Below are 17,062 nucleotides of genomic sequence, written 5' to 3' on the forward strand. Positions count from 1 at the left end.
TCAGGTTAAGGTAGGGTGGACAAGCGCAGCGCATCCACCCTTCAAAGACTTTAACGACAAATGATTTTTTAATCGCCCAGAGAGGCAGACAGTAATGAACGATACTCAAACCGTCTTGAACAAACTCAAACCCCGCGCCGGCTTCCGTGAACGCCGGCAAAGCCGCGGCCGCCGGCTTAGGCTGGTCACGGTGACCGCATTGGTGCTCGGACTGGCTTATCTGGCCTACTGGCGGGGTTATTCCCACCGTTTCGCGGTCACCAACGATGCCTATGTGACCGGCAATTTAACGCCGCTGAAAGCACAGACCGGAGGCACCGTGGCGGACGTGCGGGTCGATGACACCCAGTTCGTACAGCGGGGCGACGTACTGGTCCGGCTCGACGGCCTGGAGGCAGAAGTCGCGTTCGAAAAGGCGGCCGCGAACCTGGCCGACAGCGTGCGCCAGATCGAAACGCAGTTTAGCCAAGCCGAAACCCTGCGCCAGAAACTGGCCGCGAAGGAAGCCAAACTTCAGCGCAGCCGGCGTGACTTGGCCCGCTTCCATAGCGTGGCCGCCGACGGCGCGGTGTCGGCACAACAGATCGAAGACAGCGAATTTCAGGTGCGCGAGCAGGAGGCCGACGCGCGGCAAACGCGCGCCGAACTGGAAGGCGCCGAAGCGCTGGTCCGGAATACCACTCCGGCAGACAATCCGAAAGTATTACAAACAATCGCCGCCTTCAAGCAGGCGTATTTGGACAAGGTCCGCCAGGAGATCGTCGCGCCGGTGTCGGGCTTCGTCGCCAAACGCAGCATCCAGCCGGGCGAACAGGTGCGTCCGGAAACGCCGCTGATGGCGATCGTGCCGCTGGATTATTTATGGATCGAGGCGAACTTTCTCGAAAACGAGCTGACCCACGTGCGGCCCGGCCAACCGGTCGAAATCACGGTGGATTTGTACGGCTCCGATACCGTCTATCACGGCGAAGTGCTGGGGCTTGGAGCCGGCACCGGCAGCGTATTCGGCCTTCTCCCGCCCAATAACGCCACCGGCAACTATATCCATATCGTCGAACGGGTGCCGGTCCGAATCGGCCTGCGCGCCGATGAGCTACAGGCCAAGCCGTTGCGCCCGGGTTTGTCCGCCGTGGTCCGCATCGATACCCGCCATCCTGGCCGTTCCGTTCTGAAACCTTTGACCACAACGCCGTCAGCTTATAAAACCGAGGTTTACGACCGCCAGCTGGAAGGCGCCGAAGTGCTGATCCGCCAAATCATTGAAGCGAATCGGGTCCATAAAAGCCCAAAAGACAGCGCACCCGATACCCGGCACTCGTGAAACCGTCAAACGAAGCTTTTCGATGCGAAAACGGATCATTTCCTGATATAGTCGTCAGAGCAAGCTCAACCGATTTATATCGGGCGCACCGGCCCGACCCATTTTTAAGGAAGTTTCAATGAATGCATTCGAGGAAGCCAAGGCTAAAACCGCTCAGGCTTACAATGCGGCGGCCGACTTGTTCGACCATCCCGCCAATACCTTCTGGAACCGTTTCGGAAGCAACACGGTAGAACGCCTCAACCTGTTGCCCGGAGAACGGGTTCTGGATGTCTGCTCCGGAACCGGCGCTTCCGCATTGCCGGCGGCGATCAAAGTTGGCCCCCGCGGCAGCGTGCTCGCCGTCGACCTGGCGGATAAACTGCTGGCCGAAGCTAAAACGAAAGCGGAAGCGAAGCGCCTGAAGAACCTGGAATTCCGGGCGGGCGACATGCTCGCGCTCGGCTATCCCGACGGGCACTTCGATGCGGTGATCTGCATTTTCGGGATCTTCTTCGTGCCCGACATGGCGGCAGCGGTCGAGGAATTATGGCGGAACGTGAGGCCCGGCGGCCGGCTTGCGATTACCACTTGGGGACCGGATTTGTTCGAACCGGCGAACAGCCTGTTCTGGCAGGCCGTGCAGAGGGAGCGCCCCGAACTTTACAAGGGCTTCAATCCGTGGGACCGCATTTCCAGTCCCGAAGGGCTCGCCGAGATGCTTGCCGAAGCCGGACTGCACAATGTCGATGTCAATATCGTTGCCGAACCCGCCGTACATCCGTTATCGAGTCCCGAGGACTGGTGGACCCTGGCGATGGGCAGCGGTTACCGGGGAACGCTCGATCAATTGGAGCCGGACCAGTTGCAGCGGGTAAAACAGGTCAATCTGGCGGAACTGGAAACAAAATCGGTCTGCGAAATTGAAGCGAATGTGATTTATGCAGTCGCCACGAAGCCGTTGACTTGAGTTAAGAAATTCTCATTCCGGCAGGATTCATCACGGCTTCCCCCTTTGAAAAAAGGGGGATTGAGGGGGATTTATTTAAAAAATCTCCCCTAACCCCTCTTTTTCAAAGAGGGGAAGTGTTACAAATCCGCCCAGCTCTTCTGCGGATATTTTATCGAAGAGACTCCCCATGCAAAACGTTCCGTATCTGCCGAACCGCCGCATCGATCTTTAAATCCAGCAGAATACGCCCTAAAGCCGGGCTCGCCTTGCCGGCGTCTCCGTCCGCGCCGATCAGCGAGAAATCAGCACCGCTATGATCTTCTTTGAACCGCCTTCTGACGCCTGTCGTCTGCACAAACATCAATTCGGACGTATCCCGAATGCCGGCATGGCCGCCGATTTGGAGAGCGGAAAAGCCCTGACTCGCCAGATATCCAACCTGCCCGTTATTCTGATAATAATCGTTGACTTGGATCACAAGGGCGCCCGAATCCTGCCATAAGCGGTTCAGCCTTTCGGCTACGCGCTGCTGCGCCGCCTGATTGCCGCCGCTGTCGCCTACGAACGCGATCGTTTTGAATCCGTGCTGCTTCAGGCTTTCCGCGGTTGCCTCCAACACCGCCTCAAACGTCGCATCGGAAACCGAAAGCGTTCCAGGGAATCGCATATGGCCTTCCGGCGGAGAAATGACACCTTCCGGCACATACGTCACCACCGGCGCAACCAAGGCATGGCCCAGTTTTTCGGCGATTTTCCCGACCGCATACTTCACGATATAGTTGTGCTTTCCGAGTACCGCATGCGGCCCGTTCTGCTCCGTACCCCCGGTCGGGACGATCGCAATCGTCGAACCGGCCTTGATCGCATCGCGTACTTCCTGCCAGGTCATATCCTCCAGATAAACACCGGCGGGAATCTCTGCCGTCGAGCTGCCGGCACTTCCCCAATAGAGAGCCGGCCCGACCACGCCCAGAAAGACCAGCACCGACAAATAGCGTCTAGGCTGCAGCAGCATGCCCGGACGGAAATTTTGCGCGAGATTAATGAAGGGCATCAGATACAGGCTCCAGAAGGTGGAGAATTTTTCGTTTTCTTTCGGCCCCAGACCGAACGTCAGCGCTTCCTTTTCTTTCGGCACGTACAAGGTGCCGAACAAACCGTCCCAAATCGCAAACGTAAACCCCATGTTTTTGTCGAAATGCCGGGGCTCGTCGCTGTGATGAATCTGATGCTGCGCCGGGCTGATGAAAATCCGGCTCAACACCGGCCCCCAACTCCACCAGAAGTGGGAATGCCGGAGATTGTAGCCGGCGAAATAGAAAAAAATCAAAACGATATTAACGCCGGCCACGTTGTAAAAGGGAAAATCGCCGCCATATAAAAACAGCGCGCCGCCCGCCCCAAGCCCCGAAAGAATGCCGACCAGGCTGTAAGTGAAGAGGTTGTCTACCGGATGCATTCGAAAGACCGTGATCGGCGTCATCACCTCGGCCGAATGGTGAACCTTATGAAACTCCCACAGCCAGGGGATCTTATGCTCTAGGTAATGGGCCAGAAACAGTCCGAAATCGGCGATCAGCGCCATAAAAAGGGTCGTCGCCCATCCGATGTTCTCGACATTTCTCAGTTGCCCGCGCAAACCGGGAAACCACGAGCCGAGATAATTTTCCGCGCTTCGGGAAAGCTCGAAAAACACCGAGGCGAACAATAAACTGACAAAAGCGGTCTGGAACAATCTATCCGCATAGAAAAACAGATAGTCGTTCACCGCCGAACGGTGAAAAAGGATGCGTTGTGGAAAAAAGAACTCCAACGTCCTGATCCCGGCTTTTGCGTAGCTTTTCTTGTGGACAAGGTATAGGAAAAAGGCTATCGTGAACGCGGACCATAAATAAAGCCAGTAGACCCTATCGTTATTGGCGAAAAACAATTCGAAAGGCGCTGCCAGCTTAACAGCCAGCTCCCATATTGATTCAAATTGGTTCAAGAATGCCTCGCTAATGAAAAGTGAGCTGCCCCGGGTTATCCCGGAGGAGGCTGAGTTGTGAGTCATGCTACCAGAGCGGACTCGAAAATTGCTGATAATGTCTTGTTTCCGCTTCAGCCGGAGTAATATTACCCATCGGTCCCCGCAAACGTCGCCGATTAAACCCCGATCCAAGTCAACGCCACCAGCTCCTCGGTTTGACGGTTTCACGGTTTTTCCAGGATCGTCGATGGATCACCTCGGCTTTTACAGCCCATTGATGGTTTCGGCCAGGGCATCCTCATTAGAAGTTGCCCGCGCTACCCGCCGCAGCCTCAAACACCGGCTTCTGCCAAACGCTCGCTATAGGGGATCGACACATACTGTGCGCCGCGGTTACCATGGTGAACCAGACCGCCATCCCTTGCTGACCGATGATCATACAAAGCCTGCTGCAAGGCATCCAAGACAAAGTCAGCCTGCGCGGAAAATACTAACGTAATCAATGACTTTAACCGGGAAGTTTTTGGCATTAAAAGGATTTCTCGTTGCAGGCCCTTCGTGTCACCCCCACGTTGGATCGACCTATCGAAGGGCGCGGAACTCCTCCAGACGATTCGCTGCGACAAGGGGCCTGAATACATCAGCAGCATATTGAAAACCTGGGCTAAACTAAAGGAAATTTAGATCGACTGCAACCGACCGGGAAATCCACAACAGAATGCCTATATCAAACGCTATAACCGAACAGGGCTTTACCAATGGCCAGCTCAGTATCTGTTTGGTTCGATTTCGCAGGTTCAGGATTTTGCCGGCAACTGAATGGACATACACTCATGAACGGCCCAATATGGTCATCGGGGAGCATCCCCCTAAACAAAAATTAGCCCAGGCCTCCTCACCTCTACTTTTCTGCTCGCTTAAAAGCGGAGATACCGTACGACCCCAAGGATGAGGCAATACCGTTAAGTTAATGGCATCGCGGGATGGGGGAGGTAGAATCGGGTATGGAACACGCGATCGAGGCAATGCAAGAGCGAGTGCCGAGAGCACGAATATATTAAAGTTTGCCATCCCTCGCGCCTGAGTTCCAGCATTCCTTGCAGGAATGACGCGGTTGTTCTTGGCTAAAATGGATCAATGGATAAGTTTTACGATCAACAACCTTAAAATACAGTTACCCGTACTTGATTGAATAAGGGTATCAACGCTAATAAATTGTCTTCAAAATCAGCCTCTAGCCAACATATTTACCAACGGAATTGCTATGATTATACAATGAGGCGAAGTTAGGAATTTAATCCTTCTTTCCTTTAGAGGATCTTGTAAAAGATTCAATGTTAATTGGTTTAACACAGATTATTCTTAAATATTGGAAGATTTGTGGTTTTAAAATTCGAATTACTAATTATTTTCGTCCTTCTCGGTGGAGAGATGAACCAGATTAAAATCATAAATCGATATAACGTAAGCCTTATCTTCCAATCTGGAAAAATCTCTCGTGAAATATTAGAAATTTTCCATGAGTAATTAATTATAGTAATAGGAAAATATAATGGAACTAAAAAATAGAATAAAAAATTTCGGTAAAAACTTTGCTGTTGAACATGAACCGAAAGAAGTAGCCGTAATTACGGAACCGGTAGCCCCTACCAAAGAAAACACAAATTCTTCTCTCGATATAAAAGCTTTATCGCAGGTTGAGATGGAATTTAAAGATGTCGTCTACGAAAAATTACTCGACACTTTAGATCTGACGTTACTTAGCAGCATTCCGGAAGTCGAGGCTCGCAAACAGATTGTCGATATCATCCATCGACTGATAGATAAAGAATCTTTTCCGTTAAACGCACCAGCAAAGAAACAAATTATTAAAGAAATCTGCGACGAAGTTCTAGGTTACGGCCCGTTAGAACCATTGCTTCATGAGCCGACGGTTTCCGATATCCTCGTTAACGGGAGCCAAAAAGTGTACGTGGAACGATTTGGACGCCTGGAATTATCGCCAGTCCGGTTTAAAGATAACAATCATTTGATGAAAATCATCGATCGCATCGTTTCTCGGGTTGGCCGAAGAATCGATGAGTCTTCTCCCATGGTCGACGCCCGTCTGCCCGACGGTTCGCGGGTGAATGCCATCATCCCGCCTTTGGCGCTGGATGGCCCTTCTCTATCGATCAGACGTTTCTCGGCTGACAAAATGAAACTCGATGATTTAGTCGAGAGAGGCGCATTGACAGTTTATATGGCAGAATTCCTAAAAGCCGCCGCCAAATCAAAATTAAACATTTTGATTTCCGGCGGTACGGGTTCGGGTAAAACGACGATGCTGAACGCGATATCGAATTATATTCCCGCAAGAGAGCGAGTTATCACGCTGGAAGATTCAGCCGAACTGCAGCTTCAAATTCCCCACGTGCTCCGCCTGGAAACCCGCCCCCCTAATACGGAAGGCCGGGGTGAAGTGTCGTTGCGCGACCTGGTGCGTAACAGCCTGCGTATGCGCCCGGACCGCATCGTCATTGGCGAAGTCAGAAGCGGAGAAGCTTTTGACATGCTGCAGGCCATGAATACCGGTCATGAAGGGTCATTAACGACCGTGCATGCAAACAACTCTCGGGATGCTCTAGCGAGACTGGAAAACATGGTTTCCATGGCCGGGCTAGAACTACCGATGGTGGCAGTACGCAAACAGATTTCTTCGGCGATAAACATCATCATTCAGTTGAACCGCCTGGAGGATGGTAGCCGTCGTGTGCTCAGTATTCAGGAAGTGGACGGAATGGAAGGTGATATTATTACTCTGGCGGAAATATTCCGCTTCAACCGGCAAGGAGTCAATGACGACGGCAGTGTCAGAGGCAATCATTCATCAACGGGCATTGTACCCAAATGCCTGGATCGTATTAATAAGATGGGCAGTAATCTGAATCTTTCCTGCTTTACCAATAATCTTTAAATAACGGGATACGCTTGCTATGAATGAGACTGTTTTATTACTGTTTCTCGGGTCTGTATTTCTTACAGTATTCCTGCTTTCCCAGGTGTTAATCTTGCCGACTTTCGGCACTGATGGCGCAAATCGAAAAAAACTCAAGACGCGCTTCGATAAACTACTGTCAACGAAAGACAGTACCTACCATCAATTAATCAAGAAAAAATACCTTGATCAATTGTCTCCTCTAGCTCGATGGATTGAAAGTCTTGCGCCAATGATGGACTTAAAAGCCTTATTGGAAAGTGCCGGACGAGATACTCCAGCCTATCGTTTCGTCTTAATAAATAGTGTTATAAGCTTTGTTATGGCTTTTGCGGTATTACACTATACCCACGATATAGGATTTGCCGTCGCCGCGCTACCCATCGCATTTTATTTGCCGTTTTTATGGCTAAAGAAAAAAAGAAATAAAAACCTGGAAATATTCGAAGAACAATTGCCTGAAGCGTTGGAGATGATGGCTCGATCGCTAAGGACAGGCTATCCGTTTATCGAATGCTTAAAAATTGTTGCTGAAGAAATGCCTTATCCCATCGGCAAAGAGTTCGGTCTAGTATTCGACGAGGTCAATTACGGGAGAGACCTGGAGGTCGCTTTCGCTTTGATGATGGAGCGAATGCCCTGCCTTAGCCTGAGTGCGATGGCCACGTCCGTGCTGATCCAAAAGGAAACCGGCGGCAACATGGCGGAAATCTTATTGAAGATCAGCCAGGTCATGCGCAGCCGTGTTAAACTGAAACGGCGGGTCAAAACGCTTTCGGCGGAGGGGATTTTCGCCGCCTGGGTACTCTGTCTGACGCCATTTTTTATGTTTGCGATGTTGACCCTGATCAATCCGGATCACTTCAAGGCATTATATGAGCATCCGAACGGGATGATGCTGTTCTATGTCATTGCCTTCCTGGAAGTGCTCGCCATTTTCTGGATGCGCAAAATCGTTAATATCGACGCTTAAGGTGACACTATGGAGACATTGACTCAGCTTTTTTTGAGCTATGTGACCGACCGGCAGACCGCCGAGCATTTCGCGCTGTTTTTTATTGCGGGTGCCGTTTTTTTCGTCGTTTTCGGACTTTTGTTGCTGGCCAACAGCTACTTCGATCCGGTGCGCTCGCGCTTTCTAAAGGACAGCAACGCCAATTTTACGACGACCGCAGACCGCGACAACACCATCAACGTGTATTTGAAATACCAGCGTATTTTGCTGCCGTCCGACGAGCAATTAATTGGTCGTACCATTCAGCGTCTTCACCACGCCGGTTTTCATTTCCGGAAAAACCTATACCAATACTACGCCTTGCGGTTTGTGTTAATGATCGCCTTGCCTGTCGCTGTGCTGGTGATTCTAACGATGATCCCGAAAGTGCCGCTCAATTATTTCTTACAGGCCGCTGGCTTGGCTTTTGTTGTAGGGTTCGTCGGCCCCAGCTTAGTTCTGGACAGGATGGTCAAAAACCGGCAAAAAACCATCCAACGGGCATTCCCCGATGCGCTGGATTTATTGGTGGTTTGTTCGGAGGCGGGTTTGAGTCTCGATGCGGCGCTGCAAAAGGTGACGTCCGAAATCAGCTTCAGCCAGCCGGTGCTGGCACAGGAACTGTCGCTGGTCATCGCCGAAGTCCGCGCCGGCGTGGATCGCAAGAAAGCCTTTAATGGTCTGGCTGAACGTACCGGCGTCGATGACATTCGCGGCCTGATGTCGGCCATCAATCAATCGATGCGTTTCGGCTCCAGCATCGCAGAAACGTTAAGAGTGTATTCGGAGGATTTCCGCGATAAACGGATGCAGGCCGCCGAGGAAAAGGCGGCAAAAATCGGGGCCAAGCTGATTTTTCCGATTGCTGTCTGCTTGTTGCCGTGCTTCATCCTGATCGTTCTCGTCCCATTTGCCTTAAGTTTGACCAAGGTTTTTAAAAATATGTAGATTTTTTAACGCTGCCGATCGCAAACGTAAGGTAATAAATAGAGGAATTCCCATGAAAAGAACAGATACTTCGTCGAGACTGAATTGTCTTGTTATCACTGCTGCCCTGCTGACGAGCGGCTGCCAAAGTCTTAATGAAAACCTAAAAGAAAAACTGGAATTCGATGAGGCCTCGAATGACGCCAAGTCTGTAATCAATCAAAACAAACTGCTGCCCGTAGCAAATGCCGACGAAGCACTCGACAAAGCCAGAAAGGCCTGGCAGGAGGGCAAGGTCGACCTTGCGCAGACTTACTACGTGAAGGCGTATAACTTCGCACCCCAAAATATAAAAATTCTGGAGGAAATGGCGGATATCTATCGTCGCCTAAATAAACTTGACCTGGTCGAAGTCTGTTACCGTTTGATTCTGGAACAGAAAAAGACAAACCTGCTTATCCGCGAACGCTACGGCCTATTACTGATCCAGCTCAATAAACTGGCTGACGCCGAACAATCGCTGCAACAAGTCATTGCTGCGGACAACCAGAGCTGGAAATCCTATAACGGTCTCGGCATTATTGCCGACATCGGGGGCAAGCATGCTGAAGCCGGAAAATTTTTCGAACAAGCATATGCATTGCAACCGAATAATCCGGAATTATTGAATAACTATGGCTTTTCCCTGTATATGCAGGGAAAGCTGCTGGAAGCGCGCGAATTGTTTCTCAGGGCGCTAAAAATCCAGCCCGATTTCAAAAAAGCCCTCTACAATTTTGCGCTTGTGGAAGCGCGCCACGCTCGCTACCCAGAAGCGCTGGCCTCATTCTCGAAAGTGTTGAGCCCGCCGGAAGCCAACAATGATACCGGTTATATCGCGATGAAAAACGGCGATCTCGAGGAAGCAGAGTTTTATCTGAACCAGGCGCAAATATTATCCTCCCATTTTTATCCCAAAGCGCATGACAATCTGGATGAATTGAACACAAAAAAACAAAATATGCAGCTAGATTAACGAACAGAAAAAGGATCTTTTTCACAAAATCAATACGAGCTGATGGAAATGGAAAATTTTTTTAATGGCGCCAAAACTGCCCAATCCATGGTGGCTCTGATCCGAAAACCGGAATTACCTGCCTTTTCGCCCGCCGAAAGACTGCTGTTTCAGATGGTCATCACCTATGCCTTGCTGTGTTGCGTAGCGGCTTATCACAACGGCATACTCAACCGGATCGATTTTTTCATATATGCCTCCAGCGCCGCCGAAACGCTTTTAGCAATCGCACAAGTATTCATCATGTACGGCTGTTTCAAAGTCCTCTGGTGGAAAGCGACGCTTCGGCCCAGGCCGCTTTTTCGCGACTGGTGGCCTATGCTGTTTAAAAATCTCCAGATAAAAGATCGGTTTGTCAAGGCGGTGCCGCTGTTCATTTCGCTGTTTATCTTTTTATCGTTGTTCACCAATATGAAAGGATTAATTTCTTACTACGGCACCTATTCATGGGATCCTATTTGGGCCGAAACAGACCGCAAGCTGCATTTCGGCGTCGATCCCTGGCGCTTGCTGCAACCGTTACTGGGTTTTCCATACATCACCAAAGCAATCAATATTCTGTACAATTTCTGGCTGCCGATGCTGATTTTTTTTCTCTATTGGCAGTTGGTCAGCCACAGAGATCCCGGCTTACGGATGCAGTTTTTCTTTACCTTCTTTATTGTGTGGGGCGTTAACGGCACCTTGGTGGCCATTTTATTTGCCTCCGGAGGGCCATGCTATTTTGAAATGCTGACAGGGAGCCATTATTTCGCCGAGCAAATGAATTACCTGCACGAAGTGAACAGACAATACGGGCTTTGGTCGGTGACGACACAGGAAATGCTCAGAGATATGTATCAAAAAAATAAGATCATGATCGGCGTCGGTATCTCGGCCATGCCAAGCATGCACGTCGCTACAGCGTTTTTGTTTTATCTGTTAACGGCCAGGCTGAACAAGAAAGTAGGCCGAGTTTTTGGGCTGTATTGCCTTTTCATTTTGCTCGGTTCAGTCCATTTGGGCTGGCATTACGCCGTCGACGGCTATGTTTCCATTATCTCGACCGGGCTGTACTGGAAGCTCGCGGGTATCATTGCAAAAAAGTCAATAAACCGATCAGGCATATGCCTGACTGAACGTTGAAATAAAAAATTGCGGGACCGGGCGTCGCGACTTTCACGACTCATACCCCAACGTTAGCGCTCCCGCCTCCCTTGAAATTACTAGCACGAGGTAGTACCAAAACAGGATGCTCAACGGGCTGGTTTCGTGAAATAATTTTATTATGCGCTATATTTATTTTATAACGCATAAAAAAGGTTATCCCGCATTTAATGATGCTGGAAATCAGTCTTTAAAATAGCTTAAAGATATCTCTGAAAACCTTAAAACTTGCTTGACAGATCATAAATTTCGTCGAGAATATAGATTACAGGACCTAAAAGGGGTGAGAAAATGTTTAACATCAGCAATCACTTTCCGTCGAATGTTGAGATGTTGGATTTACATTTTGTTTAGAGCCTGTATTGACAACAACACTCAAGGTATTTGATTGAAGTCAATAAATTAGCAAGAACCCATCCAATTTTCTCAATTATCTTATCAGGAGACTCATAATGCTTAACAAAATTAAAAATTTTTTAAAAGACGAAAAAGGCGCTGAAACCCTAGAATATATCGCAATTGCGGCTGTTATTATTACATTAGGCGCTGCGGCATATTTTAATTCTGGTGTTTCCGGTATGATAACAACAGGTATGCAAGCGATATCTGGTGCTATAGCAAACCCATCTTCAGGTTGAAAAAAGTCGGTATTTAAACGCTAGATCCAGCCCATCGATGGTAAAATTTAACAGATTATATCTTCGGTGGCGCTGGTTATAGGCAGTTTGTAAATGGAGATGGATTTCGATACATTATGAGCAGACTGGGGAGAAACTCAATCATGAGACTAAAAAACATCAAAGCCCAGTCCATATTTTCGTTAGTGCTTGTTAAACATTGCAATAATATAGATTATAAAATTAGCTTCAAAATGAGTTTCTCACCAGCCTAATAGTCCGAATTTTTCATCAAGTTTAAAATAACGGAAAACTAGTATGCCTTATAGATTTTCTGGAAATTGTGATTGATTAATTTTTTTGCATAAGGAAATGAATGGTTTCCGTTTATTGTCTCCTCATTGCCATGTTGACTTATGCCGCGGCTGTCGATATATACCAGCGCAGAATTCCGAACGGTCTTTGCGCCGCTATTACCTTGATGGGAATCGGAAGCAATGTCTTCCTAGCTTCCGGTATCGGCTTTTATGCCAGCCTACTCGGTTTATCAGTAGGTTTCATTGTCATGTTTCTGCTCCATGCCCTAACTGGCCTCGGCGCCGGTGATGTCAAGCTGATGGCCGCAACCGGCAGCGTCGTCGGCATCAAACCCATTCTTATCATTTTTTACCATACTTTTCTTCTATCCGGTCTTTTCGCCGTTTTTTTTCTGCTTTTTTCCGGGGGATGGAAGGATATCTATTGGCGTTATCGCGTGTTTTTTAGCGCACTAAGGAAAGGTCGTCTACACTATAGTAAGCCCGCATCCGGCTCGCCTGCCGCTTTTCAAATGCCCCTGGCTCCCGCGATTGGCTTAGCCTCCGCGTACCAGTTACTGCCGTATGTCGCGGACAAACGCTCTTTCGATAACATTTTTACAGGCATTGCGCAATGGATGATGTAATTACGCTGACACGCCCTCCCCGCACGCTCGCTGAAGCTGGCCTGTCGGAAGATTTAATTAAGGAACTGCTGTTAAAACATCTCTACGATGGCAGCATGCTCGATATACATCAGCTGCATAACCGGTTAAAGTTACCCGGCGCTGTTCTCGAACCTATCCTGGATACGCTGCGGAAAAACCAACGCGTACTGGCTAACACCCCTTTAGAAAGCTCGGCTGCAGTTCGTTACCAACTGACCGAACTGGGCATGGCGGACGCGTCCAATGCATTATTGAAAAACGGCTATCTCGGCCCAGCCCCCATTACGCTAGAACACTACCGCAATTTGGTGGCGGCGCAATCGTTTTTTCATTCCACCATTACCCGTGAAGAAATCAGAAAGGCATTTGAGCGCATTGTAATTGACGAAAATCTTTTGGATGTACTAGGCCCTGCATTGCATTCGGGCCGGCCGATTCTCATCTATGGTCAAGCGGGCACGGGTAAAACCTATATTTGTAAAAAAATGTCGGCCTTACTGGGCGGCAACGTTTATCTTCCTTACGCTATTGTAGTAGGTCGTGAAATAATTCAATATTTCGACCCTTTAGTGCATTCCCCAGTCGATACCGAAACCAATCATAGCCTGGTAAGATTCAATGAAGCCAGCGATCCGCGTTTACTGCGTTGCCATCGCCCGGTAGCGGTAAGCGGAGGAGAATTAACGATGGACCGCCTGGAAGTCAAATACGACCCAGCCGTGCGCATCAGTTATGCCCCAATCCAGATGAAAACGAATAACGGAATTTATATCATCGACGACATGGGGCGCCAACGTATGCCGCCGCTTGAATTATTCAACCGCTGGATTATTCCGATGGAAGAACGGGTCGACTATTTAACGCTCTCAACCGGCCTGCATTTTTCAGTTCCGTTCGATTCAGTTCTGATCTTTTCGACTAATTTGCATCCGCTAGACTTAGCGGATGAGGCTTTTTTACGTCGCTTAGGATATAAAATTCATTTTACCCCTATATCAAAGGAACACTTTACCCAAATCTGGCAAGATTTGGTTTCTCAACACCAAGTAACGGTTGAGGAAAACGTGCTGCCTAGTTTATTCGATCGTTTTCGGGCTACCGATCGAGACTTGCTGCCGTGCCACCCACGCGATTTAATGGAAATAGCGCTCGATATCGGCGCGTATCTGAATAATGCCGGCACTATCACTCAACGCACAGTGATGCTTGCCTGGGACACATATTTCATAAATTTGAAAGAAGGTTGATTTCATGAAAGGCCGATTTATTTTCATGCTGTTTTTGGCACTCGTATTTGCATCGCTCGCCGCGCTGATCGCAAAATCCTGGATAGATAAGCAGATTAACAGCAAAGGCCCCGCAACTACCCCCGTGGTAGTAGGCGCGATGGAAATTCCTTTTGGCGTTAAGGTGGAGCCGATGCATGTCAAAATCATGCAGTGGCCGGACGCCGATATTCCGGAAGGCTCATTCCGCAAAACGGAAGATGTCATCGGAAAAATCGCGAAAAATAATTTTTATCCAAACGAACCTATTACCGCAAAACGGATCGCGGAACACTTAGGCGGCAGCACCTTATCCTCTTTGGTCAGCGAAAATTCAAGAGCAATCTCGATCCGCGTTGATGATGTGGTAGGCGTAGCCGGTTTCGTTTTACCCGGCAACAGAGTCGATGTCCTGGCAACCCAGGCCGTTAGAAGAAACGGCGAGAGTAATGCGGAAACCCACACAATTCTCGAGAACATCAAGGTACTGGCGGTAGACCAGGAGGCCTCGCCCGACAAAGAAAAGCCGGCCGTGGTTCGAGCCGTGACCCTGGAGCTCAAACCGGAGGAAGCGGAAATCCTGGTCGCCGCGATGCAGGAAGGAAAAATCCAGCTAACCTTAAGAAATCCGGTCGATTCGAATAAATTAAAAGAAACGCAGCCAATTCCTCAGGTAGCTGCCGACGCCGAAAATGCACCGAAACTTGATCGGACAGTTCTTTTACTGCCTTGGAACGGCGGGAAGGGCGACCCGCTCCAGATTCATCTGGAGCATTTGAATAAAGATCGACCACAATAAATTCATAAACAGGCAGATTAATCATGAAAAGGAAACAACAAATTATCCATCTGACCTTGTGGTTAGGATTAATTTCCGGAGCGTCCATCTTAAATCCGGCGTATGCGGCCCCGGTTCCGGTAGCGAATGTAACCAGCGTCAAAATGTTGAACGTGCAAGTGCCTCTCAACAAGTCCAAACTGGTCCGTATCCATTCCAATATTGAAACCATTTCCCAGAGTAACGAACAGATTGCCGGTTTAACCGTTTTTACGCCGAATCAGATATTGGTGCAGGGCAATTTCCTCGGTACCACCAATATCTATATCTGGGACAAAGGCGACCGCCTGATGCAAATCATCAATGTCGAAGTTACCCATGACTTGGACACATTGAAATTGAAACTGCATGAACTGCTTCCCGGAGAAAAAATCGAGGTTCGCTCCTCACAGCGCAACATCATTCTCAGCGGCCAAGTCAGCAGCCTTGATAAGATGCAGGCGGCGGTGGATATTGCCCAAAGCTTTTTACCGCCCTCGAATCGCTCCGGACAGGTATTACCCAGCTCCCAAACCCCTGCGCCCCAAAGTGCGGGACAAGGCGGCACTGCAATTAACGTGACCAGCGGCAACCAGAACACTTCGCAGCGGCAAGGGCTGCAAGTCATTAACTTACTCAGCGTTTCCGGTGCCCAGCAAGTCATGCTGGAAGTCAAAGTCGCTGAAATCGACCGCACGCTTGCACGCCAATTGGATGTGCATTTTGTTGCGCTGCATCCCAGTGATAATTTCGCGTTCGGCGCTTTAAACGGCGGCGGCTCTATAACGCCACTATTCAACATATTGTCCCCCAATTCCCATAGCATCAATGCGGCAGGCTTATTTCTAAGCGCGGTCAGCGGCGACTTTTTATTCAACCTGACTGTTGATGCCGCGAAAGACCAGGATCTGGCGAAAATATTGGCCGAACCTACGCTAACCACATTGTCTGGCCAGGAAGCGAAATTCATATCAGGAGGCGAATTTCCGATTCCTGTCGCCCAGGCCAATTCCGGCGGAACCGGCAGCATTACAGTTGAATTCAAAGAATTCGGGATATCGTTAAAGTGCCTCCCGGTAGTGCTTGACAGCGGCCGGATCAACTTGAACATGAACGTCAGCGTCAGTGAGCTTTCTCAGGATGCCGCGGTAGTAAGCGATATTGCCGGCACGGATTTGAAGTTCACTATTCCGTCATTGACGAAACGCGAAGCCAGCAGTACTCTTGAGCTTGCCGACGGGCAAACGATGAGCATTGCCGGACTGATCAGCGATTCCTTACGCGAAAATATCAATAAATTTCCGGGCCTGGGCGATCTGCCAGTATTTGGCGCACTTTTCCGCAGTTCGAAGTTTCAGAAAAAACAAACCGAACTGGTAATTTTTGTGACGCCTAAATTGGCCAAATCGGTACTGCAAAGCCAAGTTCGATTGCCGACTGACAGTTTTGTGGAACCGGGCGATCGGGATTTTTACATTTTCGGCAGCATGGAAAACCTTAAAACAACCCCGCCAGTTGCCCCCAAAAGCGGCGGCTTGGACGGTCAATTCGGACATGCCTTGATCGAGGATGCGCAATGAATCAAAACAATATCATAAACTATTTGATGACCTCGGCATTAATCGGCGGAACATTGATATTGGCTGGCTGCGCGGATTTTCAAACGACGCCCAAAAATGTCGATAAACATTTCGGCGAAGCAGTCAGGCATACCCTTGCCGACCAGACCATGTATCCGGAACATACGCAGCAGTCACAACAAGTGTGGGGGCTTGACGGGCAAAAATCATCCGGCATTATTCGTTCTTACCGAATGCCGGCTACCGATTTGCGCCAAGGAAAAAAGCGGGAAAGTCTTGATATACGTGACGAAGGAAGCGGAAACTAATAAACTAAGTGTGCGTTTTATTTAGAAGTCATAAAGCACATGGACAAGTTAGGCGGACTGAATTGCAAAAGCCTACCTAACCTGTCCAACGGAGCATGTGCGTTCCCCAGATGAAGTAAACCTATAATTTACATTCGATAAATATAAGCCCTCAGAGGCTGGAAAGAGGAACTTATTCTTTCGTTTTCGTCC

General features: G+C 49.2%; 15 protein-coding genes and 1 pseudogene. 14 read left to right on the top strand and 2 right to left on the bottom strand.

The features are described from left to right. The first annotated feature begins 94 nt into the window (after positions 1–94). The gene (locus JJL52_RS08265; protein WP_202051934.1) at positions 95–1,321 is read left to right on the top strand and encodes an HlyD family secretion protein; all 1,227 of its coding nucleotides are present in this window, start codon (positions 95–97) and stop codon (positions 1,319–1,321) included. A gap of 76 nt (positions 1,322–1,397) precedes the next feature. Beyond that, positions 1,398–2,270, top strand: coding sequence for a class I SAM-dependent methyltransferase (locus tag JJL52_RS08270; RefSeq protein WP_202052073.1), 873 nt, complete (start codon positions 1,398–1,400; stop codon positions 2,268–2,270). Between the two features lie 151 nt (positions 2,271–2,421). On the opposite strand, the gene JJL52_RS08275 is transcribed toward JJL52_RS08270, so the two are convergent. Both JJL52_RS08275 and JJL52_RS21330 read right to left on the bottom strand, forming a co-directional pair. Beyond that, positions 2,422–4,239 (bottom strand): creatininase family protein, encoded by a 1,818-nt coding sequence (locus JJL52_RS08275; protein ID WP_202051935.1) that lies wholly within the window; start codon positions 4,237–4,239, stop codon positions 2,422–2,424. Positions 4,240–4,306: 67 nt separating this feature from the next. Continuing rightward, positions 4,307–4,706, bottom strand: a pseudogene (locus JJL52_RS21330) (transposase domain-containing protein); the annotation flags it as partial. Positions 4,707–4,905: 199 nt separating this feature from the next. Here JJL52_RS21330 and JJL52_RS21755 point away from each other — a divergent pair. From JJL52_RS21755 to JJL52_RS08340, 12 genes are all read left to right on the top strand, one after another. Next, positions 4,906–5,040, top strand: a complete 135-nt coding sequence (locus JJL52_RS21755; protein WP_202052074.1) for an integrase core domain-containing protein — start codon at positions 4,906–4,908, stop codon at positions 5,038–5,040. Positions 5,041–5,773: 733 nt separating this feature from the next. After that, positions 5,774–7,177 carry a TadA family conjugal transfer-associated ATPase gene (locus tag JJL52_RS08290; protein ID WP_202051937.1) on the top strand — a complete coding sequence of 468 codons (1,404 nt, stop codon included), beginning with the start codon at positions 5,774–5,776 and terminating at the stop codon, positions 7,175–7,177. Between the two features lie 19 nt (positions 7,178–7,196). Next, on the top strand, positions 7,197–8,171 hold the full coding sequence (locus JJL52_RS08295; RefSeq protein ID WP_202051938.1) for a type II secretion system F family protein: 975 nt from the start codon (positions 7,197–7,199) through the stop codon (positions 8,169–8,171). Between the two features lie 9 nt (positions 8,172–8,180). After that, on the top strand, positions 8,181–9,140 hold the full coding sequence (locus JJL52_RS08300) for a type II secretion system F family protein (RefSeq protein WP_202051939.1): 960 nt from the start codon (positions 8,181–8,183) through the stop codon (positions 9,138–9,140). 52 nt (positions 9,141–9,192) lie between these two features. Further along, entirely contained in the window at positions 9,193–10,134 is a 942-nt protein-coding gene (locus JJL52_RS08305; RefSeq protein WP_202051940.1) for a tetratricopeptide repeat protein, read from the top strand. Positions 10,135–10,536: 402 nt separating this feature from the next. Next, positions 10,537–11,298 (top strand): phosphatase PAP2 family protein, encoded by a 762-nt coding sequence (locus JJL52_RS08310; RefSeq protein ID WP_202051941.1) that lies wholly within the window; start codon positions 10,537–10,539, stop codon positions 11,296–11,298. A gap of 473 nt (positions 11,299–11,771) precedes the next feature. Continuing rightward, positions 11,772–11,957: a Flp family type IVb pilin gene (locus JJL52_RS08315; protein ID WP_202051942.1), complete on the top strand. Its 186-nt coding sequence runs from the start codon at positions 11,772–11,774 to the stop codon at positions 11,955–11,957. A gap of 355 nt (positions 11,958–12,312) precedes the next feature. Beyond that, positions 12,313–12,879 (top strand): A24 family peptidase, encoded by a 567-nt coding sequence (locus JJL52_RS08320; RefSeq protein WP_336885049.1) that lies wholly within the window; start codon positions 12,313–12,315, stop codon positions 12,877–12,879. After that, complete coding sequence (locus JJL52_RS08325; RefSeq protein ID WP_202051944.1) at positions 12,867–14,147, top strand: DUF8689 domain-containing protein; 1,281 nt, start codon at positions 12,867–12,869, stop codon at positions 14,145–14,147. The genes JJL52_RS08320 and JJL52_RS08325 overlap by 13 nt, the downstream gene beginning before the upstream one ends. Before the next feature lie 4 nt (positions 14,148–14,151). After that, positions 14,152–14,964 (top strand): Flp pilus assembly protein CpaB, encoded by an 813-nt coding sequence (gene cpaB, locus JJL52_RS08330; RefSeq protein ID WP_202051945.1) that lies wholly within the window; start codon positions 14,152–14,154, stop codon positions 14,962–14,964. Between the two features lie 23 nt (positions 14,965–14,987). After that, positions 14,988–16,562, top strand: coding sequence for a type II and III secretion system protein family protein (locus tag JJL52_RS08335; protein WP_202051946.1), 1,575 nt, complete (start codon positions 14,988–14,990; stop codon positions 16,560–16,562). Then, positions 16,559–16,870, top strand: a complete 312-nt coding sequence (locus JJL52_RS08340) for a hypothetical protein (protein ID WP_202051947.1) — start codon at positions 16,559–16,561, stop codon at positions 16,868–16,870. Before JJL52_RS08335 ends, JJL52_RS08340 begins: the two co-directional genes overlap by 4 nt. The last annotated feature ends 192 nt before the right edge of the window (positions 16,871–17,062 follow it).

Origin of the sequence: Candidatus Methylomicrobium oryzae, from assembly GCF_016745425.1 — a bacterium.
Classification (GTDB): domain Bacteria; phylum Pseudomonadota; class Gammaproteobacteria; order Methylococcales; family Methylomonadaceae; genus Methylomicrobium; species Methylomicrobium oryzae.

What these genes read in the sequence shown, in the direction of transcription:
- JJL52_RS08265 (WP_202051934.1), top strand. Translation starts at nt 95, where the DNA reads ATGAACGATACTCAAACCGTCTTGAACAAACTCAAACCCCGCGCCGGC.
- JJL52_RS08340 (WP_202051947.1), top strand. Translation starts at nt 16,559, where the DNA reads ATGAATCAAAACAATATCATAAACTATTTGATGACCTCGGCATTAATC.
- JJL52_RS08335 (WP_202051946.1), top strand. Translation starts at nt 14,988, where the DNA reads ATGAAAAGGAAACAACAAATTATCCATCTGACCTTGTGGTTAGGATTA.
- cpaB (WP_202051945.1), top strand. Translation starts at nt 14,152, where the DNA reads ATGAAAGGCCGATTTATTTTCATGCTGTTTTTGGCACTCGTATTTGCA.
- JJL52_RS08320 (WP_336885049.1), top strand. Translation starts at nt 12,313, where the DNA reads ATGGTTTCCGTTTATTGTCTCCTCATTGCCATGTTGACTTATGCCGCG.
- JJL52_RS08290 (WP_202051937.1), top strand. Translation starts at nt 5,774, where the DNA reads ATGGAACTAAAAAATAGAATAAAAAATTTCGGTAAAAACTTTGCTGTT.
- JJL52_RS08305 (WP_202051940.1), top strand. Translation starts at nt 9,193, where the DNA reads ATGAAAAGAACAGATACTTCGTCGAGACTGAATTGTCTTGTTATCACT.
- JJL52_RS08300 (WP_202051939.1), top strand. Translation starts at nt 8,181, where the DNA reads ATGGAGACATTGACTCAGCTTTTTTTGAGCTATGTGACCGACCGGCAG.
- JJL52_RS08315 (WP_202051942.1), top strand. Translation starts at nt 11,772, where the DNA reads ATGCTTAACAAAATTAAAAATTTTTTAAAAGACGAAAAAGGCGCTGAA.
- JJL52_RS08295 (WP_202051938.1), top strand. Translation starts at nt 7,197, where the DNA reads ATGAATGAGACTGTTTTATTACTGTTTCTCGGGTCTGTATTTCTTACA.
- JJL52_RS08325 (WP_202051944.1), top strand. Translation starts at nt 12,867, where the DNA reads ATGGATGATGTAATTACGCTGACACGCCCTCCCCGCACGCTCGCTGAA.